Genomic DNA, 26,333 nt, shown 5'->3' on the forward strand with positions numbered 1-26,333 from the left:
TTTGAATGGGTTATTTAGGGGATGAGTAGATGAAATTAGTACATTTAGTGCTCGCATTGGGGATATTGATGGTGCTCGGTGCAGGGGGGATATTCGTCTTGCAGGGAGGTTTCCAAACACCTCCACCCATTGCACCAGAAATATCAGATGCCGGCGATGAAAGCCTTGAGGCTGCGCAGGAAAGGCTTGAACGCGTCATTAATGGTGATGGTGATGGTGATATCACTGATCTTCAACCCCGGAATGTTAGCCCTGAAGTTGCCGCTCAGTCGGCAGCGTTCGCCGAAGCGATGCGACAACGTACTGGTGCGGTGCCAGACGGCCAAACTCCGCCAGACGAGCAGCTTGTTATTCCGTCAAATACACGTTTCAAAGATGTCACGCCTCTTTATTACGATACTTGGGATGATCTAATGCAGCGCTGCTGGGTAAGTGTCTCTCAGAACGAACCATTTAACGAAGCAGGCTTGACCTCAAGAGGTGAGGATAGGGTGGATTACTCTGTGCCGTACACGCGACAAATGTGGTTTACGGTCGATAAGGCCTTCAAGGTTACCTACGAAATGTTGAGCACTTACTATGCGGATTCTGGTGTGGCACGTCGATGTCGGGTTGAAACCAATAGATTTGCTTTAGTAAATTCTGATGCAGTTGCCCTTTTGAAAGATGAGTATGATGTTTTATGGGGCGAAGAACATCAAATTGACGAGGTTTCAACATTTATTGAGTACCCATATACGATGCGGGAAGGAGACCAATACCATCGTGTAGAGACAAACTTTGGGTCGGTACAAGGTTGCCCGCTGATCATTGGATACAGCGATTTGAAAATCGCAAGCGAACGAGACGCGACGTTTGACGTAGGTGAGCAATCTAATTCAGAATGCCAAGCCCCGGCATTATAACCTAATTTTAGGATGCATAATTCGGACAGACGGGACGGAATGTAATTCCATCCCGTCCTATTTTATGTCTTTGCCCGTTCTTCAAAACTAAGCGCAATAAACGCTGGCGTATCGTCGCCCATGCCGACAATAGCTGGGCCGTTGTCGCGCGGTTGGTTGCGGCCGCGGTTGTTGCGGGGGCGTTCTTCGCGTGGCTTTTGTTCGCGCTTGGGCTTTTCTTCAGGTTTTGGCGCGTCGGCTTTTACTTCGGGCTTCGCGTCTTCTAGCATTTGATCCGACTTGCGGCTGCGTGACCTGCGAACACGTTTTGGTTTTTCTGCCTCTTCGCTTGCCTCGGGGGCGACAGATGGTGCAGGGGCTGCCTTTTTCGGTGCCTCGAGACGTGGTATCGCTTCCTTTACGAGCGCTTCGACATCAGCAAGGTTCTTTTCGTCGCGTGGCACGCAGATCATGATTGCCGTGCCAGTACGACCGGCACGGCCCGTACGGCCAATGCGGTGTACGTAGTCTTCGGCGTGGCTTGGCACATCAAAGTTGAACACATGCGTCACAGCAGGAATATCGAGGCCACGTGCAGCAACATCGGATGCCACGAGGAACCGTAGCTTGTTGTCGCGGAATGCTTCGAGGGTACGCGTCCGATGAGCTTGATCCAAATCACCGTGGATCGGCGCAGCCTCATAACCATATTTGTTCAATGACTTAGCGACGATATCGACATCCGACTTTCGGTTGCAAAAGATGATGGCATTGGAACATGCATCTCCTTCGACGTCGATCAACGCCCGCAAAAGTGCGCGCTTTTCGGATGGTTCTTTGCGTTTGTCAGATCCGCTAAACACCACAACACCTTGTTTGATGTTGGTGTTGGTCGTGGCTGCGCGCGCGACTTCAACTTTGGCAGGGTTGGACAGAAATGTATTGGTGATCCGTTCAATTTCAGGTGCCATTGTTGCCGAGAAGAAGAGGGTTTGGCGTGTGAACGGTGTGCGCTTAAATATTTCTTCGATGTCGGGGATGAACCCCATGTCGAGCATCCGGTCGGCCTCGTCCACGACCATGACCTTTACGTCCGTGAGGATCAGTTTGCCGCGTTCCAGGTGGTCCAACAGGCGACCTGGGGTCGCGATCAGCACGTCGACACCTTTGTCGATCAACTTGTCTTGGTCTTTGAATGATGTGCCACCGATCAGCAGCGCCTTGGTCAGTTTTGTGTATTTGGCATAGGCGTCAAAGTTTTCGGCAACCTGTGCCGCGAGCTCCCGCGTCGGAGCAAGAACAAGCGAACGTGGCATGCGGGCACGTGCACGCCCGCGACCTAGTAACGTGATCATTGGGAGTGTGAAACTTGCCGTTTTCCCGGTGCCGGTTTGGGCGATCCCCAGTACGTCGCGGCCTTCAAGGGCAGGGGGGATGGCCCCAGCTTGAATAGGGGTCGGTGTTTCGTAGCCAGTTTCGGCGACAGCTTTTAGAACCTTGGCATCAAGGTTCAAGTCTGAGAATTTCGTCATGTGCGTCCTAAGTGTGCGGGTTCGATCCGCATATGTGAAAGGACGCAATTTCCCCAGCGCCCCGGCGTCGACGACCAATATCGTCGACTGAGCGCATACCGAAAAACATGCTTAGGGTCAAGCGAAGCGCAGAATGACCATATTTAGGTCGTGGTCAGTTCGGCTCGCTTTAGGATTCGATGATAACCGCGTTTTTCAAAATTGCCGCGTTCCACGTCTGGGGGTCATGAATGGGTGTCATGTCACCGCGCAGCGTAATGCGTGCGCCCTCTTCAAGTCCTGGAACGGCAGTTTCAAGTGAAACTTGGACGCTCGCCCCGTGACTTGGGTCACCGCAAAATGGGCAAAACCCAATATCAGAAACAAGCACCAGTTCACGTACATCGGAACCCGGAGTTAAAGGCACAGCGTAGCCAGTCAAAACCATCCCTTCACGCCCGTTCTGGATCGCAGCAGGGAAAGTTTTGTTTACCTGATATGATGTGTCCGTCACGACCTCATCGACGGTGATCCCGCGCAACAAATCCCAGTCATCCGCCCAAGCACCTGTTGTGATTGTGGATAGGGCAACAGTTAGAGCGGTCGTGCTTACATTTTTCATGTTCGTCTCGTGCTTGATGCGTTGAACTGTATACGAAGAGTTTACCGGAATACCGATGAATTAAACAACTTTGATTTTACTATGGCAGCGGGGTTTTGCTGTGCCAACTCACTATCGCGTGCGCGCCGGATCGGGCGCGCACTGTGCTTAGACCATCATTTCCTTAGTCGCGGTCAGTTCGACGTCTGGATAGTCGCGCCCCACGCGGTCAATGTCCCATTGTAGGCGGGTTAGAAATACCGTGTCACCGTCGTTATCGGTCGCGATATGCTGTTTGTTTGCGTTCGCAAATTTATCGACCGCATCTTTGCCGCCGGACACCCAGCGTGCGGACGTGAACTGTGATTGTTCAAACCGCACGGGCAGCCCGTATTCCATCTCGATCCGGCTAGCGAGGACTTCGAACTGAAGCGCACCCACCACACCCACGATAAAACCGGACCCAAATGTCGGTTTGAATACCTTTGCTGCACCCTCTTCGGCGAATTGCATCAGCGCCTTTTCAAGGTGCTTGGCTTTCATCGGGTCGCCCGCGCGGCACGACTGAAGAAGTTCAGGCGCAAAAGACGGAATGCCAGAAACGCGAATTTCTTCGCCTTCGGTCAATGTGTCACCAATACGTAGCTGTCCGTGGTTCGGGATGCCGATGATATCACCAGCCCATGCTTCCTCGGCCAATTCACGGTCGGCTGCTAGGAACAGCACAGGGTTGCTGATCGCCATCTGCTTTTTGCTACGTACGTGCGTTAGCTTCATGCCGCGTTGGAAGTGACCGGATGCAAGGCGTACGAACGCCACGCGGTCCCGGTGTTTAGGGTCCATGTTCGCCTGAACTTTGAACACGAAACCAGCGACTTTGGTCTCTTCTGGGGCGATGTTGCGCGGTTGCGCGGACTGAATTTGTGGTTCAGGGCCGTAGGTGGCCAAGCCATCCATCAATTCCTTAACCCCGAACGAGTTCATTGCAGACCCGAACCAGATCGGTGTCATTGAACCGTTCAGTAGTGCCTCTGGATCAAGTGCCGGCAACAGTTCCTTGGCCATCTCGATTTCTTCGAGGAACTTTTCAAGCAGGTGTGCAGGGACGTGTTCCGCCAATTTGGGGTCGTCCAAGCCGCTGATTTGGATGCTTTCGGAAATCTTGTTGCGATCCGCACGGTCCATAAGTTCGAGCTTGTCGCGTAAGATATCGTAGCAACCGATGAATTCACGGCCAACGCCAATCGGCCATGACGCAGGCGTCACGTCGATTGCAAGGTTTTCTTGGATTTCGTCAATGATCTCGAATGTATCGCGGCTTTCACGGTCCATTTTGTTACAAAAGGTCAAGATCGGCAGGTCGCGCAAACGGCAGACTTCGAACAGTTTTTGCGTTTGGCTTTCAACACCCTTGGCACCATCGATCACCATGACCGCAGCATCCACGGCTGTCAGCGTGCGATAGGTATCTTCCGAAAAGTCAGAGTGACCGGGCGTATCAACAAGGTTGAAACGGTATTTTTCGAAATCAAACGACATTGCTGATGCCGAAACCGAAATCCCGCGATCCTTTTCCATCTGCATAAAGTCAGAACGGGTCCGTCGTGCTTCACCTTTTGCGCGCACCTGGCCCGCCATTTGAATGGCGCCACCATACAAAAGGAATTTTTCGGTCAATGTCGTCTTACCGGCATCCGGGTGCGAAATAATCGCAAAGGTGCGGCGGCGGGCAATTTCTGCGGGCAGTTCAGGGCGATTTGTCATGGCAGATGCTTTATGCGGTTGCAGAACAAAGGGCAATCCACACTACGCTTAACGATTGCTTTGGATTTGCTCCCTAAGTTGTCCAGATGATCTATCTAAAACACATTCTATTTTGCTGTATTATCTTGTTGGCCGGCTGTGGCGGGGGCGGCGGCGAAAGCCCCGGAAGCGGGATTGACCCACGTATCGCCCGGATCGATCGGTATGATGCTTTGAATGCGCGTGTGTTGGGGGACCTAAGTGTCGGGGCCATCGGTATGTCCGTTACCCCAGATGATATGCTGCCCGCTACAGGGACTGCGGAATTTGCGGGTTTCGCTACGATCCGTGTTGAAAATCCGGACACGCCTCTTGTTCTGTATGGCGATGCGAATATCATAGTGGGCTTTGATGACCATTCGGTGCAGGGCGGGCTGGATCGTTTTTTTGGAACGAATGCTGATGGGGATGTCACTGATTACAGTGGTGATATTGTTATCGATGGCGGGTCTGTCGGTGATGGCATCTCGCTCGGCTACGGTGGGGCTCTTGAGGCCGCAGGCGACACATTGACGTTAAGCGGGACGATGAACGGTGCGTTTTTTGGTGATCCGGTATCGGCAATTGCTGCTGCCGATTACGAGCCAGAGAGTACATATAACGGTGCTTGGGTTGATGCGACAGTTATTATCGTCGGTGAAACCGCAGGCGCACCTTAACCTGTCGATGCGCGGCGCAATAGGTTGGCGACATCAAGCTTTGGCACAAGGTTGCCTTGAATTTCATAGCCTTGGTGATTGCGTGGCGTATGATTTTGCAACGCACCGTTTTGTGCAAGGGCGCTTCGGCTTCGTTGATCAAGCAGGTGAGACTCTGCTGCGATTCCTTCGGCAAAGATGATGTAATGTTCGTCAAAAACCAATTGGAAATAGTCGACAAATCCTCCCTTGCGGCGAAGCACAGTCGTGTTGTCGATAAGATGACGCGCTTTGATCAGCACCTCTGCGCGTCCTGCGCCAAGATAGTCTTCGCGTTGATAGACCAATAATCTATGATCGGGGCGCACCACCAAATCGTTTTCGTTGTGCAGCGCGCCTTTGGTGATGACGACAGGCGCAAAGCGACCTGTGGCGCGCAACGTGCATTGGCCAACCATTTTAATCGGCTGTCGCCCACTATCGCGTGTCAGTATTTGATCCCCAGCAACAAGATCTTCAATCGGGCGCATTTCACCGCTGCCCATTGTGATCAATGTACCGCGTGCAAATGATCCGCCAGCCGCCTGCGCAAACCGGGTGGTCGCGGAGTGCCGTTCGATGCCGATGAGCCTGTAATCCGTCCCAACCACAAATTCCCCTAGCGGGAGGATATAGATTGCCTCTGCAATATCATCCGAGACTTCGACCAAAACAAGCGCCTCTTGCGTGCCGCCGTCAGGTGCGATCATCGTCAAGCAAGAATCGATATGCACCAGATTATGCGCGCCATCTGCACGGCGCAGCGACTCACCGTTATCAAGGAGCGACAAATCCAAGCTACGTGCATTCGGATGTAGCCGGTAGATATCGTCCATCACCAAGTCGTCGGCAAATGACATTGTGTCGCCGATGCGCACACCTTCGGTTGCCGTGAAATTTTCGGCCTTATAAATCTCAACGCTAAGTGCATGGTCAGTCATACTTTACTAGCTACACGCGTATGCCAGTGAATGGAATAGACCCGGCGCGGCCGGAGTGTTAGGTCTTTGGTAAATCATATTCGGAGGACACCCCATGGATCTTGGCATCAAAGGTAAACGCGCGCTTGTCTGCGCTTCTTCAAAAGGTTTAGGGCGTGGCTGTGCCGAAGCGCTTGCCGAGGCTGGTGTTGATCTGGTGCTAAACGCACGTGGGGCAGAAGCCCTTGAGGCGACCGCGACCGAGATTCGTCGTAAGTACGACGTGTCTGTCACGACTGTTGCCGCTGACGTGTCTACCGAAGACGGGCGCGCTGCGCTTTTAGCTGCGGCGGGTGATGTTGATATTTTGGTTAATAATGCTGGTGGGCCGCCCCCGGGGGTATGGTCAGACTGGGATCGCGACGATTTTATTTCAGCATTAGATGCGAACATGCTTGCGCCAATTGCGCTGATGAAAGCGCTGATGCCGGGTATGATTGATCGTGGATGGGGACGCGTCGTGAACATCACATCTGGGTCGGTCAAAGCGCCGATTCCACAGTTGGGCCTGTCGAATTCAGCCCGTGCTGGGTTGACTGGTTACGTTGCTGGCACATCGCGTCAGGTTGCGCAGCATGGCGTTAACATTAACAATCTACTGCCGGGCATTCATGCCACCGATCGCGCCGCGAGCCTAGATGCCGGCGTATCAAAGGCGCAAGGTATCGATATCGCTGCCGCAAAGGCGCAGCGCGAGGCAACGATCCCAGCGCGCCGTTACGGTACTGCAGCCGAATTCGGCGCGGCTTGTGCGTTTTTGTGTTCGCAGCATGCCGGGTTTATTGTTGGTCAGAACCTCGTCGTTGATGGTGGCGCGATCAACGCGACGATCTGATGGCGCAGGGCTTTAGTCTAAAGGATCAACTGTTCAACGCCGATACTGTTGGTCGGTTGGGCGATCATTTTGAAAAGGCGGGCGTCTTTGATGCCGCCCCCTTTGTGACGGATGTGATGGCGCAAATCGCCCCGTTAGAGCTAAAGGCACGTATCAATATGATGGCTGACGTATTGGCCGGATATTTGCCAGATGATTTTAATGCGGCGTCAGACGCCATTTTAGCTGCGCTGCCTCCCGCATTAGATCCAACAAAAACGGACGATGATTTTGGCCATTTCATCTATGCACCATTAGGGGTGTATGTCGAAACACAGGGTATTGAAAATCATCACGAGCGAAGCCTCTATTTGCTTGAGCAAATTACGCAGCGGTTTTCGATGGAGTTTTCAATTCGGGCGTTTTTAAACACTCATGAGGCCGCGACGCTGGAGCGGATGCAGGATTGGGTCAGCCACGATAGTTATCATGTTCGGCGTCTGGTGTCCGAAGGAACCAGACCAAAGCTGCCATGGGGGCAGGGGATCGGGCTTAGCAGTGATCAAACTTTGCCGCTTTTGGATCAGCTTTACGGTGACAGTACGCGGTTTGTGACACGATCGGTAGCAAACCATTTGAATGACATTACAAAAAATGACGGTGCTGCGGTAATTGACCGTCTAGAGGCATGGCAAGCAGCACATGGGCAGAAAAAGCTCGAGCTTGATTGGATACGCAAACATGCGTTGCGTGGCTTGATTAAATCGGGTGATCCGGCAGCTATGGTGCATCTTGGATATGCGCCAAATGCGAACGTGACGGTGTCTGATTTTTCTATTGCGCCTAACGTCGTGACTATCGACGACACCGTTGACGTTTCACTTAATATAACTGCCGCAGAGAACACGCCGTTGATCGTCGACTATGTGATCGATTTTGTGAAATCGAACGGCAAGACCGCGCCAAAGGTTTTTAAGCTTAAGCAGTTGGAAGTCCAAGCGGGGCAGACTGTATCAATCACGAAGAAACACAAGTTCAAAGGGGACGCGACCACGTTCCGTCTTTATCCCGGTGCACATCGTATTCACTGTCAAATTAACGGGCGTGTTGTACAAAGCCTTGATTTCGATCTGCGAAGCTTGCCCTAACCCGCATCGCTTGTTAGGTGCGGAAAACCCCAAATGTGTCAGTCAGGGATAAAGCCCGTTTTATGCAAGCCCCCCGCCTAGAGATCAAAAATATTGTCAAATCATTTGGTGGCCGTCAGGTTGTCGATGATGTCAGCCTTCAAGTGATGCCGGGCCAAGTGACCTGTCTTTTGGGGCCGTCTGGCTGTGGCAAATCAACGACGCTCCGCATTATCGCAGGCGTCGAAATGCAAGATACCGGCACGATCCATGTCGATGGGCAGTTAGTGTGCGATACGATTCATCGGGTGCCGCCCGAGGGACGGTCAATTGGATTAATGTTCCAAGATTTTGCGCTGTTCCCGCATCTTAGCGTAGGGCAAAATGTCGCTTTCGGTTTAAGAAAAGGCCGTGACGTTGGTGCCCGCGTGCAAGAGCTTTTGAACAAAGTGGGCATGGCGCGCTACATTGACGACTACCCGCATCAGTTGTCTGGTGGTGAACAGCAGCGTGTCGCGTTAGCCCGCGCGTTGGCGCCGCGTCCTCGGATCATGTTGATGGATGAACCGTTTTCGGGGTTGGATGACCGCCTACGCGACGATATTCGGGATGAAACGCTCGAAGTATTGAAGGGCGAAGGTACCGCAGTTTTACTTGTTACACATGAACCCGGCGAAGCGATGCGGATGGCCGATGAAATCGCGCTGATGCGGGACGGTAAAATTGTTCAGCAAGGCGCACCGTATAATATATACAACACGCCAGTAGATTTAAAATCAGCAGCATTTTTCAGCGATATCAATGTTATACGGGGTGAAGTTAAGGTCGCTTTGACTGAAACACCTTTCGGCCAGTTTCTTGCGCCGGGTGTGCCCGATGGTACGGCTGTTGATATTGTTATCCGCCCCCAACACTTGAAAATTGACTTTGATCGCGATGGGCGTGGCCCCAACCCAACTGCAGTGGATGGTACGCCTGCGCGCTGCGTTGTCGAACGCGCACGGTTTGTTGGCGCATCAAGCCTTGTTGAGTTTCGGATGGATCATGATGGTTCCGTGCTGAAAGCGACCGTTCCATCTGTGTTTTTGCCAAAGCCGGGGACACCCCTGTGGTTGATGATCCGGCGTGATCGATGCTTTGTGTTTCCACATTGATAATGGCTATTTAGCACGAAGTTATGAGGGCGTATCAGGCCCTGAACTAGCAGAATCTCGGGGGTCGCCAATGATACGTATTTTAATTTATAGAGAGTAAGCCCGGCAGTCGCTGTGGGGCTATAGTGGGTTAGAAAAGGGTTTATTTGCTATGTCTGTCGCGGAAGTGGGGTATCAACCTGACATTATCGAAGATTTCAGACATGCAAACGTAAGGGGAAAGCCCACTTCTTTGAGTATGCATTACTTCAAGGGAAAAGGTGCCGGTCCATCGCCAGTATTTGTTTGGCTTCATTCGGGTGGTTTCAAAACCGGACGCATTTTGCACAAAAATCACCGGATCATGGCGCGTTGGTTAACGGCATCTAACATTTCCGTCGTTTTTCCTGAGTACAGGTTAAGGTCACGTCCAAGAGATTTAACAAATCTGTCGCGGGAGGGCCTTGAGGCGATGAAGGCTTATGCGCGTCCTGATTTCCCGGCCAACTTCCGTGGTGCCGCCGCGATGGCAGCCTTAGAAGATGCGGTCGCTTTCTTGGCTTGGCTTGAGGGTAAGCGAGACGAATATGGATTTTCTGGGCCGATTGTCTTGGGGGGTAGCTCAGCTGGGGCGATCACTGCATTAAACGTGGTCTATCTTGCTCCGTTGCTTGAAATGACTAAGCAAGAAGTAGGAGGCGTAATATCCTGTTCTGGCGGATACGCGTATTCTCTAACGCCACCACTGGTGACCACTCCGGTGTTTGCTCTCCATAATCCGTCAGACCCAAGAGTACCCTCTCAGCCTATCATCGATCTTGCGAGTAAAAATTCGACAATAGAATTGATGTTGTCGGACCAGAACCATCATGGTTCTTGGAGCCTATCACCAAATGAAGCACGCCATAAAGCCTTTGCGCGTATGATTGGTAAAGTACGTGAATTCAGTGGTGTGAATGCGGCATAGCCGTGTTCAGTTTTATAACAGCTAATGAGGCTTTGCCCCGACCAGCTGGAAGTCACTTCGAACCGGCGACCAAAATGTGATTTATGTGATACGCGCTTTGCTTATTCTTGCTGCGCGTCCACCGCGTCGTTTTGTTATTTTGCCGGCGCGGCTTGGTAAATCTGTCATGATTTGGTGACGGGCTTCGGGTGTCATTTGTGACCATGATCCGATTTCATCGATGCTCCGAAGGCAGCCAGTGCAGAGCCTGCTTTCGCGGTGAATGACGCAAATTTTAATGCATGGGCTTTCGATTTCATTACGTGACCAAATGCCGTCAGTATCATCTGGTCCGCTCATGATGCGTTCCTTAGATTGGCGAGCCTATCCAACATGCCTTGTAGAATATATCCGGCGGCCACGTGATCAATGACCTCGCTGCGCCGTTTACGTGATGTGTCAGCTTCCAGTAAGGCGCGTTCGGCCGCGACCGTGGACAGGCGCTCGTCCCAATAGGTGATTGGTAAATCAGTGAGGCGTTCTAAATTGCGCGCAAACGCACGTGTTGCTTGGCAGCGTGGCCCTTCTGACCCGTCCATATTCATCGGTAGCCCTAAAACAAGCCCCTTGATCTGGCGCGCCGTCGTTATCTCAAGCAGCTTTGCCGCGTCGACGCCAAATTTCTTACGTTTGATGGTTTCAAGCGGCGTGGCGACGTTCTTCATCAGGTCGGATACGGCAACACCGATTGTGACAGTTCCCAAGTCCAGCCCTGCTATCGCCCCGAAGTCGGGGATGGCTGCGGCGAATTCCTGAGGCGTCTCACAGATCATTCCTGTATTCCTGCTTGCTCTGCTGCGTTGCGCAGCACTTCCATTGCTGCGTCGTTCGCACCAAATACATCTTGTGCTTCGACCCAGATGCCTCGTGCTGCGTCCTGATCGCCCAATACGCTGTATGCTGTGATTAGTCGTGCCCAGTCTGATGGTGATCCGCCTTCGTTTGCAAGCCGCGCTGATAAGCTTGCGACCATGCCGGCAATCATGGCGTCACGGTCAGCTTGTGACATGTCTTGGGCGTTTGCTATATCGGCAGCGGATGGGCCGCGTACTTCGGGGAGGGTGTAATCGACACCTGCGCGGAACGCGGCGTCTTCTATTTGAGAACGCGCTGACGCGACATGAAAATTCTGAACGTCGCCGTTTTCAGCAATGTCGCGCCACAGTCGATAGGCAAAATCAGGGCGGTCGGTCTGATTATACAACGCACCAAGGTAATAACGCCCTGCGATATTTTGCTCGTCGCGACCCAGTATTTGACGGATGGTCGTTTCTGCTTCGGGTGAAATCAGGCCGTTGGCTGCGGCGACTTGCAGGTCAACAAGGCGTTGTAAATCATCCGTTGATGCGTTTCCTGTGATCGAAATCAGGCGCTCTTGGGCACGTGCCGCCGCTGCAAAATTACGCAGTTCTGCTTCGTGAAAGGCAAGGCGCGACCATACTTCTGTGTCGTTGGGGCGTGTGGGTGCGATGACACGCAATTTTGCAATTGCATCAAGGTACTCTTGGGGCGCTTCAACCGGAGCAGCTACAGGGGCGTTTGCTTCAAGTTCTGCTTGTGAGGGGCGGTTCGCGCGTATGTCTTGGCTGGCTGCAAGACGTGCTTGAAGAGGTAGATCACCATATCCGGGCGCGCCAAGGCTTGCGTAAATGCCAAACGCCAATACTGCGATCAACGCGACACAGCTATAGATAATCATCGGGCGCGATTGCGTTGATGTTTGCGCAGGGCTTTCTAACTTGCTTGCGGCTAGTAGGCGGCGTGCGACCTCGGCGCGGGCGCGTTCGGCTTCATCAGCGGGCAAAACGCCACGTTCAAGATCGCGTGTGATTTCGGAAAGTTGGGCCTTATACACTGCAATATCGGGGTTTTCAGTATTGATAGAGGGCGCGCGTTTCATTGGCGCGGTCAAAATACCCGCGACACCTATGGTTAGTAGTCCGCAAATTAGCCAAAAAATCATTATATTCCACCGATAGCGTTCGGATTGACATAGCGGTCAGGGGCCTTGCTGAAAAGGGGCTGCTGCATGCTGGCGACTGAGGCGAAATGCCCTATGTCGTAAAATGACGGTCAGACGCCGCACATAGTATCCTCTTGGTTCTGGGATGCATACAGATAGAATGTAAGCCAAGGATCTGACCAAACTAGGGAATCGATGATCGCATGAAACGTTATTCCGCCTTTGCCATCGCCCGCGAAGCTATGCGCCAGCACACCGGATGGGACCGGGCCTGGGCCAAGCGTGAACCCAAGAAGAAATACGATGTAATTATCGTTGGGGCAGGTGGCCATGGTCTGGCGACCGCCTATTACCTTGGTAAGAATTTTGGCATCACGAATGTTGCGATCTTGGAAAAGGGCTGGCTTGGTGGCGGGAATACCGGTCGGAATACAACGATTATTCGGTCGAACTACCTTCAGGACCCATCTGCAGCGATCTATGAAAAGGCGCGCAGCCTGTATGAAACGATGTCGCAGGACTTGAACTATAATGTCATGTTCAGCCCGCGTGGCGTGATCATGTTGGCGCAAACCCAGCACGAAATTCGTGGCTATCAGCGGACAGCGCAAGCGAATGCGTTGCAGGGCGTTAAGACCGAGTGGATCGGTCCAAAGCGCGTCAAAGAACTGTGCCCGATCATGAATATCGACGGTCCGCGCTACCCGGTTTTGGGCGGCTTGTATCAGGAACGTGGCGGTACTGCCCGCCACGATGCGGTCGCGTGGGGCTATGCGCGTGCCTGTTCCGACATGGGCATGGATGTCATTCAGCAATGCGAAGTAACTGGCGTTCGCCAAGAAAACGGCAAAGTCGTTGGTGTCGATACCAGCAAGGGACCGATTGATTGCGATAAGCTGGGCATGGTCGTGGCTGGCCACGCCAGTGTGCTTGCCGAGAAGGCCGGTTTCCGGTTGCCTATGGAATCAGTCGCGCTTCAGGCGCTGGTGTCAGAGCCGATCAAACCTTGTATGGATGTCGTTGTGATGGCGAACACCGTCCATGGCTATATGTCTCAGTCCGACAAAGGCGAGATGGTCATTGGCGGCGGTACTGACGGTTATAACAACTACACCCAGCGCGGGTCGTTCCACCATATCGAGGAAACCGTGCGCGCCTTGGTCGAGACCTTCCCAATGATCTCGCGGCTTAAGATGTTGCGCCAGTGGGGTGGGATCGTGGATGTGACGGGTGACCGTTCGCCGATCCTATCCAAAACCCCGGTCGATGGCATCTTTGTGAATTGCGGTTGGGGGACTGGCGGGTTCAAGGCAATCCCCGGATCAGGCTGGGCCATGGCCGAACTGATGGCCAAAGGACAATCACCACTGACCGACGAATTCAGCATGTTCCGCTTCCGCGAAGGCAAGTTCATTGATGAAAGTGTCGCTGCCGGGGTAGCGCATTGATGACGCATAATCCGTCATTCATAAAAAACGGCATTCCTATGGCATCCATAAACCGCACGGCGGGTTTTGGCTTACCTGTGGTTGAGTATTCGGCTGTGAATAGCCAAAATTTCGCGGGGAATTTCGCTTATCTTTCAATGTGCCGTGGGATCAGCAAAGTAGACGCATCACAGCAAGGAGATGCGACATGCTTGATTTCACCAAAAAACCTCGGCGCAGTCGCGGCGGTTTTTCTTTCTTTTTCGGCGTGGGCATCGCGTTTGCTGGGATGCTTGCCGTCATTTTCGCGATGGGCCAAGCCTCGGCACAGGCCGCTCCCCACGGTCCTGCACCGATCTACCCTATTACGGTGTCTACACTTGACGGCACACCTGTCCCATCATCAGGGGCAACCACTCACTAACTCCTCACTTACTTCTTCCCAAGTCGTGAAAGGCGGGCGCAGCAATGCGTTCGCCTTTTGCGCTTGGTTCACTGGACTGACCCTAAATACCGAGGCTTCGCTATGCTGATCCTGCATTGTCCTTATTGCGGCGTTGATGCCGATGAAACTGATCTACATGCAGGCGGCCAAGCGCACCTGAAACGCGAAGGGCCGGGATCATCGGATGACGCATTCGAGGATTACCTGTTTATGCGCGAAAACCCAAAGGGCGTGCACTTCGAACGCTGGCGCCACGTCTATGGCTGCGGCAAGTGGTTTCACGCAGCACGTTGCACCGCAACACTAGAGGTGTTCGGAACTTATTCGGCCCAAACCCTAGAGCCACCACAAGACATCAAAGACAAGATCTCTGGGACGCGACCCGGCTGGTCATGGGGGATTTTTAAATGAGCACCCGTCTGGCCGCAATGGGCCGTTTGATTAATAATAACAAAGCCGTATCGTTTACCTTTAATGGAAAGCGCTTTCGCGGGTTTGAGGGCGACACGCTTGCCTCTGCATTGCTGGCGAATGACCAGATGCTGATGGGCCGTTCGTTTAAGTACCACCGTCCGCGTGGCGTTGTCGCCTCTGGTGCAGAAGAGCCAAACGCCTTGGTGAACCTTGGTGAGGGCGGGCAGTTTGAGCCCAATCAACGCGTCACCACGACAGAGCTGTTCGACGGTCTAACCGCGACCTCACAGAACCACTGGCCAAGCCTAGAGTTTGACGTTGGTGCGATCAACACTGCTTTCTCTCGGTTTTTGCCGGCTGGCTTTTACTACAAAATGTTCATGTATCCGCGTGCGTTTTGGAAACATGTCTATGAACCGATCATCCGCCAGTCCGCTGGTTTGGGCAAAGCCCCCAAAGATCGCGATAGCAGCACCTATGAACATTTTCATGCGCATGTCGATGTATTGGTCGTCGGCGGCGGGATCGCGGGGCTTGCCGCGGCGCTTGCTGCGGGCGAGCGTGGCGCGCGTGTTCTGTTGGTTGAACAGGGTGCATATTGGGGTGGCCGTGCGGTAGTTGATACGCCAAAGATCGACGGTTTACCTGCGGAGGAGTGGATTAATAGCACCATTCAAGCGCTTGAAAATATGTCAAATGTTGACATGCGTTTGCGCTGTATGGGGTCGGGTGTCTATGACCACGGCTACGCCTTGGCCTATGAGCGCCTGACCGATCACACGCCAGAGGTCGAAGGTCCACGCCATCGTTTGTGGCGCATCCGTGCCAAGCAAATTGTGACAGCAACTGGCGCGATTGAACGCCCGCTATCATTCGCGGGCAATGACATTCCCGGCGTGACCTTGGCTGCTGCGGTGCGTGATTATGTTGTGAACTATGGCGTGTCACTAGGCGACCGAACCGTCGTCGTGACGAATAACGACGACGCCTACCGTACGGCGATTATCTTAAAGCAAGCTGGCCTTGATATCCCCGCGATCATCGACGCCCGCCCAGAGGCCGAAGGCCCGTTGATTGATGAGGCACGCAACCTTGGTATCCGGGTTGAGCTTGGCAAAGGCATTGCCAAAGTCAAAGGCGGCAAGCGCGTGAAATCGGTTGGTCTTTGTGCCCAAGCTGGCGAAGGCGCGATCCTTGAGGAAATCGAATGTGATTGCGTCGCGATGTCGGGCGGCTGGTCGCCGGTCGTGCACTTGTGGTCGCATTGCGGCGGTAAGCTGGTGTGGGATGCAGATCAGGTTATGTTCCGGCCTGACCATGAAAAGCCGCCAACAGGTGCCGACGGTCAGCCTTTCGTGAACACCGCAGGTATCGCCAATGGTCATTTGTTCACCGCCGAGGCTGTTGCAGATGGTTGGGCCGCAGGTCGCGCGGCGGCAAAGGCGGCAGGGCACGCAAAACGCGGTGGTCAGGCCCCGATGGGCGAAGATATCGAGGAAGGCCCGATTGCTGCCGTTTGGCTGATGCCGCAGGGCGCAAAACATGCGCTGCGGTCGAAGGCTTGGTTGGATTTCCAGAACGACGTTAAGGTGTCCGATGTGCAGCTTGCTGCGCAAGAAGGCTTTGAAAGCGTTGAACATGCAAAGCGCTATACCACGCTAGGCATGGCCACGGATCAGGGCAAACTAAGCAACATCAACGGTTTGGCGATCCTATCGAAATCGTTGAATGCGGATATCCCCAATGTTGGGACGACGACGTTCCGTCCGCCTTATACGCCGATCTCTATGGGGGCGATTACAGGTGCTGCGCGCGACGCGCTGTTCCAGCCAATCCGGACAACCCCTGTTTCTGACTGGGCCAATGCAAACGGGGCTGACAACGAACCCGTCGGCCAATGGCGCAGGCCCTATACCTATCTGCGTGGCGAAGAAACGGTGCATGACGCCGTGAACCGTGAGGTGCGCAATGCCCGTGAAAACGTTGGCCTGTTGGATGCGTCAACGCTTGGTAAGCTGATCGTCAAAGGCCCCGATGCGGGCAAATTCCTTGATCTGATGTACACGAACATGATGTCCACGTTGCCTGTCGGTAAATGCCGGTATGGTCTGATGTGTTCTGAAAACGGGTTCTTGATGGATGACGGTGTCGTTGTTCGGATGGATGACAACACGTGGCTATGTCACACGACGACCGGCGGGGCCGAACGGATCCACGCCCATATGGAAGACTGGCTGCAGTGCGAATGGTGGGACATGCAGGTTTATGTGGCCAATGTGACCGAACAATACGCACAGATCGCGGTCGTCGGTCCCAAGGCGCGCAAGCTATTGCGTAAACTGGGTGGTGACATGGATCTGTCGGCTGAGGCGCTGCCATTCATGCAGTGGAAGGCCGGGAAAATCGGTGACTTCGACGCGCGTGTTTTTCGGATCAGTTTTTCGGGTGAATTATCTTACGAGGTTGCAGTGCCCGCCGGGCAGGGTGCCGCGTTCTGGGACGCACTGCTTGAGGCCGGAGAAGAGTTCGGCGTGATGCCCTACGGCACCGAGGCGCTGCACATCATGCGCGCCGAAAAGGGCTTTATCATGATCGGGGATGAAACTGACGGGACTGTGATCCCGCAGGATCTGAACCTGAACTGGGCGCTATCCAAAAAGAAAGAAGACTATATTGGCAAGCGTGCACACACACGCAGCCATATGGCTGATCCAAACCGGTGGAAACTGGTTGGCTTGGAAACCGTCGATGGGTCTGTGTTGCCTGATGGTGCATATGCGATTGCCGAAGGCGACAATGAAAACGGCCAACGCAACACGCAAGGCCGCGTGACATCGACCTATCATTCGCCGACCCTTGATAAGGGGATCGCTATGGGACTCGTCCATAACGGCACTGATCGCATGGGCGAGGTGATTGAATTCAACAAGGTTGACGGCACAACCATAGCCGCGAAAATCGTCGATCCGGTGTTCTACGATAAGGAAGGGGAAAAGCAGAATGTCTAATGCAGTCAGCGCATTGAATGGCAAAGTTGCCCCAGGCGAAGTCACAATCAGCGACGCAGGCCTACGCGGCATGATCACGCTGCGCGGCGACCTGTCAGATAGTAAACTAAAGTCCGTTTGCACCGGACTAACTGGCGTCGATTTTCCTATGCCCGGCCACGCGAATTGCGTTGGTGAAAAGGGGCTGTGCTGGATGTCACCCGATGAAATGCTGATCCTTGTGCCATATGCCGAGGTCGACGCTGCGTCGGAATTGATCGCAAATAACCTGAAAAAGAAACACCATCTGGCAGAAAATGTGTCCGACGCGCGTGCGCTGATCCTTGTCGAAGGGGACTATGCACGCGATGTGATAGCAAAATTGGCGCCTGTCGACCTTCACCCTGACACATTCCAACCCGGTCGCTTCCGACGTACGCACCTTGGCCAAGTGGCCGCAGCGTTTTGGATGCGGGATGCAGACACAATCGAAGTGATCTGTTTCCGGTCCGTGGCTGATTACACTTTCAACCTTCTTGCCACATCGGCAAAGGCGGGCGCGGTGGGGCACTTTTGATATTGCCGAAGGGCACGAATGCCAGATCTAGAGCTGATCATATTTAATCATTATGCGCTGATTGGCACTGAAAATGATTTTCGTTCCGCGATCACAGCGCTTGTGCGTCGTGTAAGGAACGATGGGCATGCTGGTGTTCTATCGTATCACTTTTTCGTGAATGGGACAGACAGGGACGCACGGGCCGTGATCACATATCGTAATGCTGCGGCGTGGATCGGACACCATGATATCGCAATGGATTGGCCGGAAATGCAGGCACTTCACAAAGTAGCGACGCTTCGCGAGATAACCTTTTTGGGGGCAGTGACCGATGACATTAAGACGTGGCTTTCTGGTTCGAAGCTGACTGCGCAAGTCAATTTTGGAAATGAGTTTACGGCCGGATTTCAGCGATAAACGTCTGTTGCTTTCATCTTAGGTTTGTCGCCCGTCGTATTCCAACCGTGCGGCATTCACCTCGCTTAGGTTCACGCATGTCCAAGTGTAAATCGCGCGGTAGGGCCCCAGCAGCGACATGCCAAGCGGTGTCATCGCGTATTCCACGGCAACAGGTGATGTACTGCGCACAGTCCGCGAAATGATCCCGTTGCGTTCCAATTTGCGCAACGTCTGGGTTAGTGATTTTTGCGATACGCCTTCAAGACAGCGTTTTATGCCATTGAAACGGTGCGGTCCGGTATCAAGTACTGATAAAATCATCATCGACCATTTGTCTGCAATTTCTGCAAACAACAGACGATTTGGGCAATCTACGGTGAAATATTTGGTCTCGGCGCTGTCTTTGGGCATGTGGTTTCCTCAAGTAAACCTAGTGCAACAATAGTGCCTAATTGAAACTAAGTCTATAAAATATACTTAGGCGTTGTAGATCATATGGAGTAGATCAAATGACGCTTGATAACCCAGCAACAACAGCGGATGTCGCACCGCTTTTTAAACCATTTAAACATGGATCGCTTGAACTTAAGAACCGCATTGTCATGGCGCCGATGACACGTGGCATGGCGCCTGACGGTATCCCCGCGCAACAAAACGCCGACTACTATGCACGCCGTGCAGCGGGCAGCGTTGGGCTTATTTTGTCGGAAGGGACGGTTATTGATCGCCCCGTTTCACGAAATGAACCGGGAATTCCGTTTTTCCATGGCGATGACGCGTTGGAGGGTTGGAAAACTGTTGTCGATGCTGTGCATGCGGCGGGTGGCCGTATCGGCCCTCAGATTTGGCATACCGCCACCGCACCCAGCTCTAGCGGGTGGGAAGCGGACGCCCCGATGGAAAGCCCATCAGGTCTGTTCGCGCCGGGCAAGCCAAGCGGTAATGTCATGACTGAAAAGGACATCGAAGATACGATTGCGGCATTCGCAAGCGCCGCCGCAGATGCAAAGCGTCTGGGTTTTGATGTGGCGGAACTTCATGGTGCACACGGATATCTGATTGACCAGTTCTTCTGGGAAGGCACAAACCAGCGTGCAGATGGATGGGGCGGTAAAACCTTGGCCGAACGTTCCCGTTTCGCTGTTGAGGTTGTCAAAGCCGTCCGCGCTGCGGTTGGTCCGGATTTTCCGGTCATTTTGCGCCTTAGCCAATGGAAACAGCAGGATTACACAGCGCGATTGGCAGCAACACCTGATGAATTGGAAGCATGGCTTGCGCCATTGTCAGACGCAGGCGTTGATATATTCCACTGTTCACAGCGGCGGTTCTGGGAACCTGAATTCGCGGATATCGATGGCGACGACGGGTTGAACTTTGCCGGTTGGGCCAAGAAAATCACCGGAAAGCCGACGATCAGCGTTGGCTCTGTCGGGCTAGATGCTGATTTCTTTAGCGCGTTTTCTGGTGGCGGTTCAGCGAATGTTGGGATCGATAAACTGCTGACCCGCATGGACCGTGACGAATTTGATTTAATCGCGGTTGGGCGCGTGTTGCTGAGCGACCCAGACTGGGCCGAGAAAATCCGTACAGGTGATACGGCTTCTTTGGTCGGCTTTGATCCGAGCGATCTGGGTAAACTAACCTAAGCCACAAACACATATGGGGCGCCGCAATTGATGTGGCTCCCCATACTATGAAAGTCGTGTTGGGGTGCGACCCGAGACGATAAGAACAAGCAATGCCAGCGTCGCCCATACTGTTGAAAGCAAGATCACGGTGCGAAAACCTGCAAGTTGCGCAACAAGCCCCATCATAGAGCTCGCAATGAGAGCACCTATGTACAGGCTGTTCGTATACAGTGACGTGGCGCGGCCAAGGCGATCACCTGCAAAGCTTTGAATGTACAGCAAACCGACGGCGGCGAAGATGCCGTAATACAACCCCTCTAGTGATGCGCCGACAACCAGCTGTGACAGTGACTGAACGTTAGCCAATGTAAGAAATGCGCAGATAGCGATGACTGCTGCGACACCAAGACAGCGCTTGACACCCAGTGTCGTAATTAACCAGGGCGTCGATAAAATTGCCAGAATTTCAATGAACGTCTTTATGGAAAACGACAGGCCAGCCGCATAAACCGGGAGTCCAGCCTCGCGGATATAGAACTATGGCAATGAGCTTGTGGTTGCAGAATGCGCGAGCGAAAAAAGTAGACACACGCCTGCTGCAGTCCACATCGCTTTGGCATTGCCAGACAGGTTTCCACCGTCTGTTGACGGGTCTTTGATCCGCGACTGCTTTACGAAATCGCGCGGCATGACCATCCACCATAGGGTGGCCCAAACGGCTGTCAGCACGAGCGCGCTGATCATAACATAGCTTGCACCAAACGCGCCGGCGATCAGAAATGTGACGGCCGGGGCGATCATCCAACCAAGTGACGTTGTCGCACGCAGATAGGAATTGTAGCGCGCGATGTCCCATCCGTTTTGTTCAGCGCTTAGGTGACCAAAGCTGTACATGGTTGATACCGCAGCATTTGATAGTGCGAAACATGGCGCGCAGATGAAGATCAATACCGCATAGGTTTTGAAGACCAACATCGCGCATAGTGCAAAACCGAATGCCAATATCGATGTCAGAATTAGTGGGGCGATGCGCCTACCGTTATCGATCCATTCACCATAAATGCGGTTTACAACCACCGTCAAACTTAGGGTCAACATTGCATAGAGGCTGATCATCCACGGGTCTTTTCCCAGGATTTCGACGATATACACCCCCATAAATGGAATAAGCGATGCGGTGCATAAAGTGCCGGATAACAATAGCAGAAGAATAAAAACTGCGTGCGGGGTTCTGAAGCTAATCATATTTGCGGCTACCCCGAGATTGTAACAGTTGTGCAATGTGGTCAATCGCGTGATGAATGTGCATTCATGAACAAGGTGCTGTGAACCACCACTTCTAGCCGCTCTAGCCCTTGACGTTACGCTGCTATGTGACATGTATCATTGCATCCTGTCCTCAACACAGAAAGTTAAGACAATGGCTTTTACACTCCCTGATCTTCCATATGCTCATGACGCGCTTGCTGCGAAAGGTATGTCTGCAGAGACACTGGAATTCCACCACGACCTGCACCACAACGCCTATGTCACCAACGGCAACGCCGCAATCGCGGGCACCGAGTGGGAAGGCAAGTCTCTCGAAGAGATCATCAAGGGCACCTACAACCCAACGGCTGTGGCGCAAAACGGTATCTTCAACAACATTTCACAGCTTTGGAACCATAACCAGTTCTGGGAAATGATGAGCCCGAACGATACTGCGATCCCAACAGAGCTGGAAAAAGCACTGAACGAGAGCTTTGGCTCGGTTGACGAATTCAAAAAGCAGTTTAGCGCTGCTGGCGCTGGTCAGTTTGGTTCTGGCTGGGCTTGGTTGGTGAAAGATACTGACGGTAGCCTGAAAGTGACCAAGACCGAAAACGGCGTGAATCCACTTTGCTTTGGTCAAACTGCGCTGCTTGGTTGTGATGTTTGGGAACACTCATACTACATCGACTTCCGTAACAAGCGTCCTGTTTACCTGACCAACTTCCTAGATAACTTGGTCAACTGGGAAAACGTTGCAGGCCGCCTGTAACACCATCCTTATAAGCTGATTTGAGGGCCCGTCGCGCATCGCGTGGCGGGCCTTTGTCTTGAAAACAGCTAAGCGCGTACATATATATATGTATTGCTAGACCATTAATAACTAAAACTATTTTCGCGCAAATTCTGCGCATCTAGCCAAGTGTCGCCGCATTCAGCAGGCAGACGCACCGTATGACAACCGGCAAGAGGATCACCGCGAATGCGTTCGCAGTGTTGGTCTTTGTCTGCTGTGTCAAAACCGATCTTTTGAAAGGAAACCAGTTTGATTTTATTGCGTAGCTTTCCGCTTTCTTTGTCCATCTTTTGGCGCTTCTTGCTTGTCCTGCCGTTGTGGACCGCTTTCTATCTTGTGATTACGGTTTTTTCAGTTTTTGGCAGTCTGATGCTAATCGGGAGCAATCTATTTGTAACGCTTTTGGCGATGATCGTTATTCCGTTCGCCATCACGGCGATCGTCTATATTATTTCGATGCACCCGTACCTTATTGGGATCAGGATCGGCTTGCGGGTGCTCGGGTTTAGAACGGACCCCTCGCAAAAACGGTTGCTTATCGGTGCGACAGGCTATGGGCTGCTTGAGGCAATCGTCGCATTCATATTCACATCAATCCTGTTTGCGGGTTCATTGATTTTGCTAAGAAGCGAAGTCGGATTATTGACAGCATTGCAGGTCGATCCAACGGTTGATCCCATCGCAACCCTATCAAGGGAACTGGCCTTTGGTGCGATAACGGTCCTTTCGTTTCTAAGCGCGGTTGCCGTGATGGCGCTGCGCGCCGCAATACTTCCTGCACTCGCGAATTTCGCGGCAGGGCGTAGCCCAAATGGCGTATCTTATTCGTCTATTGATGGGTTTGGGTCAAACCTCATCACGATGATGGCTTTGCTATTGATGATCACAGGCATCTCTGCTGTGATTATTCCGTTTGCGGGCGACGCCTTTGGATACCTTGGGTTGACCAATGTGCTGACAAATGAACTGGGCGATATTGTTCTTTTCGTTTTTGACGACAAGGATGTGTCTTTCACAATGCTGCATGCCTTCATGGTGGCCGCTGCCATTCTAGTATCGATCTGGCTGTTTTGCCTGCAATGTGCTGGGGCCGCGCTTAGCTACGCAAGCCGTGCCGCGCAAAGTGCAGCGAGCCGGAATGCCGCAGTTGAGGCCCAGCACGCACGTTCTGAAGATATTGGCGCATTGCTACGGTCGCGAATGCAAAAACATCAAAAGTAAATACAATGATTGTCCATGGGGGGTGTTTTCATCCAACTCCCTTGTGGACAATGTTTTTGCACCGTGGGACACAATCGTATTTACTCTTGAGGCTGCAATGACTGGTCCGACTTTACCCGAAATTCATACGGCTGCTGACCTATTGTCTGGCGCTCTTATTCACACGCCCATCCTGCCGCTTACCTCCGGTCGTTGGAATGGTGTTTTGCCTGACTGCGCCAGCGTGACAGTTAAACTAGAGCTGTTTCAGCAAGCGGGATCGTTCAAGGCGCGCGGCGTTTATCTGGGGCTTAGCCAGTTGGACGACGCCCAGCGCGCTGCTGGTGTCGTTGCCGCAAGTGGCGGGAATCATGCGTTGGCTGTGTCGTGGGCGGCGCAGGCTGCGGGCGTAGATGCGCTGATCTGTATGCCGCGTGCGGTTGACCCGTCCCGTATTCAAGGCTGCGAGGCCTTGGGAGCCACTGTTCAGTTATACGATGACATGGCAGCTGCTTTTGCTGCGATGAACGATGCGGCCGACGCGGGGCGTACTTTGATGCATCCGTTTGAGGGTGAACACATGACGCTTGGCTCTGCGGTCTGCGGTGCAGAATACCATGCCCAAGCCCCAAAGATTGACACCTACGTCGTACCCATTGGGGGCGGGGGGCTGATTAGCGGGATGTCCTGCGCGATCAAACAGCTGAACCCGAATGCCACTGTCATTGGTGTCGAACCATTCGGCGCGGATAGCATGTACCGCAGTTTTGAGGCAGGCACACCCGCGACACTGGATCGGGTTAATACGATTGCCGATAGCCTTGGTGCGCCCTATGCCATGCCGTATTCCTATAGCGTCGCGCGGGCAAACGTGGACCGCATTGTGCGTGTCGAAGATACAGAACTGCTAAATGCGATGAACCACTATCAACGTATCCTGCGGATCACTGCGGAGCCTGCCTGCGCTGCGTCGCTTGCTGCTGTGCTGGGGCCGTTGCGTGACGAATTAGTCGGGCGGCACGTTGGGATTATCGCTTGTGGGTCGAATATCTCGATTACGCGGTATGCTGCGTTGATGGGTGATCTTGCGCAATGACCGACACGGTCAAGGGCATCATCGCAATCGTCGCGACCTGCGTGATCTGGGGGCTATCTCCGATCTATTACAAAGCATTGTCACATGTGCCCCCGTTAGAGGTACTATCGCATCGCGCGCTTTGGTCGTTTTTGCTGTTCGCGGTGATCTTGATCGTGCAGCGCCGTTTTGGTCAGATGTTTAGCCTGATCCGCGAACAGCCTGTACTGATGGGGCTGGCCGCGCTGATGATTTCCGCGAATTGGTTTCTATTCATCCTGTCATCTCAAATTGATCGGTCCACCGAGGCGAGCGTGGGGTATTACATCTATCCGTTGCTATCGGTGTTGATCGGGCGCTTTGTCTTGTCAGAGCCGCTAAGCCCCCTGAAATGGATCGCAATTGGCTTGGTTTTTACGGCAGTGACGGTGCTGACCCTTGGGCTTGGCGTTGTGCCGTTTGTGGCGCTGTCATTGGCAGTGACATTCGCGATCTATGGGCTGATCAAAAAGGGCGTGTCGGCAGGGCCAGTCCTAACGGTTGCAACCGAAGTCACGCTGGTACTGCCCTTGGCGGTTATCTGGCTGGCGGGCGTGCATTTTGCTGGGTTCGAAGGGTTTAAGCCAACCACGGGCGGCGCGTTCGGCAGTAACTGGCGCGATAGTATCTTGCTGATCTGCGCGGGGCCGATCACGTCGATCCCGCTATTGATGTTCAGCTATGGCGCGCGCCGCGTGTCGATGGCGACAACAGGCATCGCGTTCTACATCAATCCGACGCTCCAGTTCTTGGTCGCCGTTTTGATTTTTGCAGAGCCATTCGGCACCGTGCACATGATCGCATTCCCAATGATCTGGGCCGCGGTGATTTTGTATTCAGTGACAGCAATCCGGCAGGACAGGGCGGCGCGTTAGGTTTTGCCAAGTAAACGGCTAAAGAATGATCGCGACTTGGGTTTTGTTGCATTTAGTATCGATGGTACCGGAGTGTCCGCAGTGGCCTCTTTTTTATGGCTAAACTTCAGGCCTGTTAGATTAAGCGCCATCAATCGCTCTGCGAACGCGTCCGAGAACATCCGATCAGAATGCGCCATATCCACCCAAGCGTGGCGGCCGCCAATAGCTTCGCTGGAAAATACAACTCGGTCATTTTCTCTTTGACCCAGAGGACTGGGGCGCCAATACCCGTGCCCCTGGAGTGGCGGGTAGCAATGCTCCGTACTTAACGTACGAATGCGGTGACAAGCGATAAACCAGTAACGCAGAGCTACCTTCTCGCCTTTGACATAGATTTCCATCGGCCAGAATTGATGAACGTCGGGTTCCAACTCTTCCAGCACGTCTTTGAAGGACTGACAGACCAGAAGGTTACCACCATAATAGGTTTCCACGTCCAACAACGGAACACGTTCAATACCCCATGGTTCTCGACTAAGTTTTGTCGGAATATGATCAGGCTTCAACGGTCGTCCTACGCTTGGCGAACCATCTAAAATTCGGCGCCCATCATCCTGCGTTGCATCGACCAGCTTAATCAGATCGGTATCCCCATCCATTTCTTTAAACGACGAGTTTCCGCGGCGCTCTTTTGCGTGAAAACTCTCATCCGGAAGCGGATGACCACCTGTGATGAAATATGCCATGATGGTTCCCCCAG

Annotated in this window: 29 protein-coding genes; 17 read left to right on the forward strand and 12 right to left on the reverse strand. The window is 53.1% G+C overall.

The window, feature by feature from the left end:
* Window positions 1–29 precede the first annotated feature (29 nt).
* Window positions 30–905 carry a hypothetical protein gene (locus CYQ09_RS03135; RefSeq protein ID WP_162617554.1) on the forward strand — a complete coding sequence of 292 codons (876 nt, stop codon included), beginning with the start codon at window positions 30–32 and terminating at the stop codon, window positions 903–905.
* A 62-nt stretch (window positions 906–967) separates the two neighbouring features.
* Here the strand turns inward: CYQ09_RS03135 and CYQ09_RS03140 are convergent, their stop codons facing one another.
* From CYQ09_RS03140 to CYQ09_RS03150, 3 genes are all read right to left on the reverse strand, one after another.
* Window positions 968–2,416, reverse strand: a complete 1,449-nt coding sequence (locus CYQ09_RS03140) for a DEAD/DEAH box helicase (RefSeq protein ID WP_106743983.1) — start codon at window positions 2,414–2,416, stop codon at window positions 968–970.
* 169 nt (window positions 2,417–2,585) lie between these two features.
* Complete coding sequence (locus CYQ09_RS03145) at window positions 2,586–3,017, reverse strand: hypothetical protein (RefSeq protein ID WP_106743984.1); 432 nt, start codon at window positions 3,015–3,017, stop codon at window positions 2,586–2,588.
* A gap of 147 nt (window positions 3,018–3,164) precedes the next feature.
* Window positions 3,165–4,760, reverse strand: a complete 1,596-nt coding sequence (locus CYQ09_RS03150; protein WP_106743985.1) for a peptide chain release factor 3 — start codon at window positions 4,758–4,760, stop codon at window positions 3,165–3,167.
* A gap of 86 nt (window positions 4,761–4,846) precedes the next feature.
* On the opposite strand from CYQ09_RS03150, the gene CYQ09_RS03155 reads away from it, so the two are divergent.
* Complete coding sequence (locus CYQ09_RS03155) at window positions 4,847–5,458, forward strand: hypothetical protein (protein WP_106743986.1); 612 nt, start codon at window positions 4,847–4,849, stop codon at window positions 5,456–5,458.
* On the opposite strand, the gene CYQ09_RS03160 is transcribed toward CYQ09_RS03155, so the two are convergent.
* On the reverse strand, window positions 5,455–6,417 hold the full coding sequence (locus CYQ09_RS03160) for a Hint domain-containing protein (protein ID WP_106743987.1): 963 nt from the start codon (window positions 6,415–6,417) through the stop codon (window positions 5,455–5,457). The two genes, CYQ09_RS03155 and CYQ09_RS03160, sit on opposite strands and share 4 nt — an antisense overlap.
* Window positions 6,418–6,511: 94 nt before the next feature.
* On the opposite strand from CYQ09_RS03160, the gene CYQ09_RS03165 reads away from it, so the two are divergent.
* The 4 genes from CYQ09_RS03165 to CYQ09_RS03180 all read left to right on the forward strand — a co-directional run bounded on the left by CYQ09_RS03165 (window position 6,512) and on the right by CYQ09_RS03180 (window position 10,497).
* Entirely contained in the window at window positions 6,512–7,291 is a 780-nt protein-coding gene (locus CYQ09_RS03165) for an SDR family oxidoreductase (RefSeq protein WP_106743988.1), read from the forward strand.
* Window positions 7,291–8,418 carry a hypothetical protein gene (locus CYQ09_RS03170; RefSeq protein ID WP_106743989.1) on the forward strand — a complete coding sequence of 376 codons (1,128 nt, stop codon included), beginning with the start codon at window positions 7,291–7,293 and terminating at the stop codon, window positions 8,416–8,418. The genes CYQ09_RS03165 and CYQ09_RS03170 overlap by 1 nt, the downstream gene beginning before the upstream one ends.
* A 62-nt stretch (window positions 8,419–8,480) precedes the next feature.
* Window positions 8,481–9,551: an ABC transporter ATP-binding protein gene (locus CYQ09_RS03175; RefSeq protein ID WP_106743990.1), complete on the forward strand. Its 1,071-nt coding sequence runs from the start codon at window positions 8,481–8,483 to the stop codon at window positions 9,549–9,551.
* A gap of 151 nt (window positions 9,552–9,702) precedes the next feature.
* A complete protein-coding gene (locus CYQ09_RS03180; protein WP_162617555.1) occupies window positions 9,703–10,497 on the forward strand; it encodes an alpha/beta hydrolase in 795 nt (264 codons plus the stop codon).
* 81 nt (window positions 10,498–10,578) lie between these two features.
* On the opposite strand, the gene CYQ09_RS03185 is transcribed toward CYQ09_RS03180, so the two are convergent.
* Genes CYQ09_RS03185 through ccmI form a run of 3 tightly spaced genes read right to left on the reverse strand, consistent with a single transcriptional unit; the run spans window position 10,579 to window position 12,499 of the window.
* Window positions 10,579–10,836, reverse strand: coding sequence for a DUF1289 domain-containing protein (locus tag CYQ09_RS03185; RefSeq protein WP_106743992.1), 258 nt, complete (start codon window positions 10,834–10,836; stop codon window positions 10,579–10,581).
* Window positions 10,833–11,309 (reverse strand): Holliday junction resolvase RuvX, encoded by a 477-nt coding sequence (gene ruvX, locus CYQ09_RS03190; RefSeq protein WP_106743993.1) that lies wholly within the window; start codon window positions 11,307–11,309, stop codon window positions 10,833–10,835. The genes CYQ09_RS03185 and ruvX overlap by 4 nt, the downstream gene beginning before the upstream one ends.
* The gene (ccmI, locus tag CYQ09_RS03195; protein WP_106743994.1) at window positions 11,306–12,499 is read right to left on the reverse strand and encodes a c-type cytochrome biogenesis protein CcmI; all 1,194 of its coding nucleotides are present in this window, start codon (window positions 12,497–12,499) and stop codon (window positions 11,306–11,308) included. The genes ruvX and ccmI overlap by 4 nt, the downstream gene beginning before the upstream one ends.
* Before the next feature lie 203 nt (window positions 12,500–12,702).
* Here ccmI and CYQ09_RS03200 point away from each other — a divergent pair, with 203 nt between their 5' ends.
* The 6 genes from CYQ09_RS03200 to CYQ09_RS03225 all read left to right on the forward strand — a co-directional run bounded on the left by CYQ09_RS03200 (window position 12,703) and on the right by CYQ09_RS03225 (window position 18,748).
* Window positions 12,703–13,947, forward strand: coding sequence for a sarcosine oxidase subunit beta family protein (locus CYQ09_RS03200; RefSeq protein ID WP_106743995.1), 1,245 nt, complete (start codon window positions 12,703–12,705; stop codon window positions 13,945–13,947).
* Between the two features lie 187 nt (window positions 13,948–14,134).
* Window positions 14,135–14,350 (forward strand): hypothetical protein, encoded by a 216-nt coding sequence (locus CYQ09_RS03205; RefSeq protein WP_106743996.1) that lies wholly within the window; start codon window positions 14,135–14,137, stop codon window positions 14,348–14,350.
* A gap of 102 nt (window positions 14,351–14,452) precedes the next feature.
* Complete coding sequence (locus CYQ09_RS03210; RefSeq protein ID WP_106743997.1) at window positions 14,453–14,782, forward strand: sarcosine oxidase subunit delta; 330 nt, start codon at window positions 14,453–14,455, stop codon at window positions 14,780–14,782.
* Window positions 14,779–17,793 (forward strand): sarcosine oxidase subunit alpha family protein, encoded by a 3,015-nt coding sequence (locus CYQ09_RS03215; RefSeq protein ID WP_106743998.1) that lies wholly within the window; start codon window positions 14,779–14,781, stop codon window positions 17,791–17,793. Before CYQ09_RS03210 ends, CYQ09_RS03215 begins: the two co-directional genes overlap by 4 nt.
* Entirely contained in the window at window positions 17,786–18,349 is a 564-nt protein-coding gene (locus CYQ09_RS03220; RefSeq protein WP_106743999.1) for a sarcosine oxidase subunit gamma, read from the forward strand. The genes CYQ09_RS03215 and CYQ09_RS03220 overlap by 8 nt, the downstream gene beginning before the upstream one ends.
* Before the next feature lie 18 nt (window positions 18,350–18,367).
* The gene (locus CYQ09_RS03225) at window positions 18,368–18,748 is read left to right on the forward strand and encodes a hypothetical protein (protein ID WP_106744000.1); all 381 of its coding nucleotides are present in this window, start codon (window positions 18,368–18,370) and stop codon (window positions 18,746–18,748) included.
* Window positions 18,749–18,766: 18 nt separating this feature from the next.
* On the opposite strand, the gene CYQ09_RS03230 is transcribed toward CYQ09_RS03225, so the two are convergent.
* On the reverse strand, window positions 18,767–19,141 hold the full coding sequence (locus CYQ09_RS03230; RefSeq protein WP_106744001.1) for a winged helix-turn-helix transcriptional regulator: 375 nt from the start codon (window positions 19,139–19,141) through the stop codon (window positions 18,767–18,769).
* A 98-nt stretch (window positions 19,142–19,239) separates the two neighbouring features.
* On the opposite strand from CYQ09_RS03230, the gene CYQ09_RS03235 reads away from it, so the two are divergent.
* Window positions 19,240–20,376 carry an NADH:flavin oxidoreductase gene (locus tag CYQ09_RS03235; protein WP_106744002.1) on the forward strand — a complete coding sequence of 379 codons (1,137 nt, stop codon included), beginning with the start codon at window positions 19,240–19,242 and terminating at the stop codon, window positions 20,374–20,376.
* Window positions 20,377–20,421: 45 nt separating this feature from the next.
* Here the strand turns inward: CYQ09_RS03235 and CYQ09_RS03240 are convergent, their stop codons facing one another.
* Both CYQ09_RS03240 and CYQ09_RS03245 read right to left on the reverse strand, forming a co-directional pair.
* On the reverse strand, window positions 20,422–20,889 hold the full coding sequence (locus CYQ09_RS03240) for an MFS transporter (RefSeq protein ID WP_106744003.1): 468 nt from the start codon (window positions 20,887–20,889) through the stop codon (window positions 20,422–20,424).
* A 6-nt stretch (window positions 20,890–20,895) separates the two neighbouring features.
* Window positions 20,896–21,738: an MFS transporter gene (locus tag CYQ09_RS03245; RefSeq protein WP_343229847.1), complete on the reverse strand. Its 843-nt coding sequence runs from the start codon at window positions 21,736–21,738 to the stop codon at window positions 20,896–20,898.
* A 40-nt stretch (window positions 21,739–21,778) separates the two neighbouring features.
* Between CYQ09_RS03245 and CYQ09_RS03250 the strand changes: the two genes are divergently transcribed.
* Window positions 21,779–22,378 (forward strand): superoxide dismutase, encoded by a 600-nt coding sequence (locus CYQ09_RS03250; protein ID WP_106744005.1) that lies wholly within the window; start codon window positions 21,779–21,781, stop codon window positions 22,376–22,378.
* Window positions 22,379–22,482: 104 nt separating this feature from the next.
* On the opposite strand, the gene CYQ09_RS03255 is transcribed toward CYQ09_RS03250, so the two are convergent.
* Window positions 22,483–22,689, reverse strand: a complete 207-nt coding sequence (locus tag CYQ09_RS03255) for a hypothetical protein (protein WP_106744006.1) — start codon at window positions 22,687–22,689, stop codon at window positions 22,483–22,485.
* Window positions 22,690–22,771: 82 nt separating this feature from the next.
* Here CYQ09_RS03255 and CYQ09_RS03260 point away from each other — a divergent pair, with 82 nt between their 5' ends.
* The 3 genes from CYQ09_RS03260 (at window position 22,772) to rarD (ending at window position 25,591) form a co-directional block, all read left to right on the forward strand.
* Window positions 22,772–23,623, forward strand: a complete 852-nt coding sequence (locus CYQ09_RS03260; RefSeq protein ID WP_162617557.1) for a hypothetical protein — start codon at window positions 22,772–22,774, stop codon at window positions 23,621–23,623.
* Window positions 23,624–23,720: 97 nt separating this feature from the next.
* Window positions 23,721–24,698 carry a threonine ammonia-lyase gene (locus CYQ09_RS03265; RefSeq protein WP_106744559.1) on the forward strand — a complete coding sequence of 326 codons (978 nt, stop codon included), beginning with the start codon at window positions 23,721–23,723 and terminating at the stop codon, window positions 24,696–24,698.
* Window positions 24,695–25,591: an EamA family transporter RarD gene (rarD, locus tag CYQ09_RS03270; protein ID WP_106744008.1), complete on the forward strand. Its 897-nt coding sequence runs from the start codon at window positions 24,695–24,697 to the stop codon at window positions 25,589–25,591. The genes CYQ09_RS03265 and rarD overlap by 4 nt, the downstream gene beginning before the upstream one ends.
* Here rarD and CYQ09_RS03275 read toward each other — a convergent pair.
* Window positions 25,588–26,319: an imm11 family protein gene (locus CYQ09_RS03275; protein WP_106744009.1), complete on the reverse strand. Its 732-nt coding sequence runs from the start codon at window positions 26,317–26,319 to the stop codon at window positions 25,588–25,590. The genes rarD and CYQ09_RS03275 overlap by 4 nt on opposite strands.
* Between the last annotated feature and the right edge of the window lie 14 nt (window positions 26,320–26,333).

The organism is Yoonia maritima, from assembly GCF_002933395.1.
Classification (GTDB): domain Bacteria; phylum Pseudomonadota; class Alphaproteobacteria; order Rhodobacterales; family Rhodobacteraceae; genus Yoonia; species Yoonia maritima_A.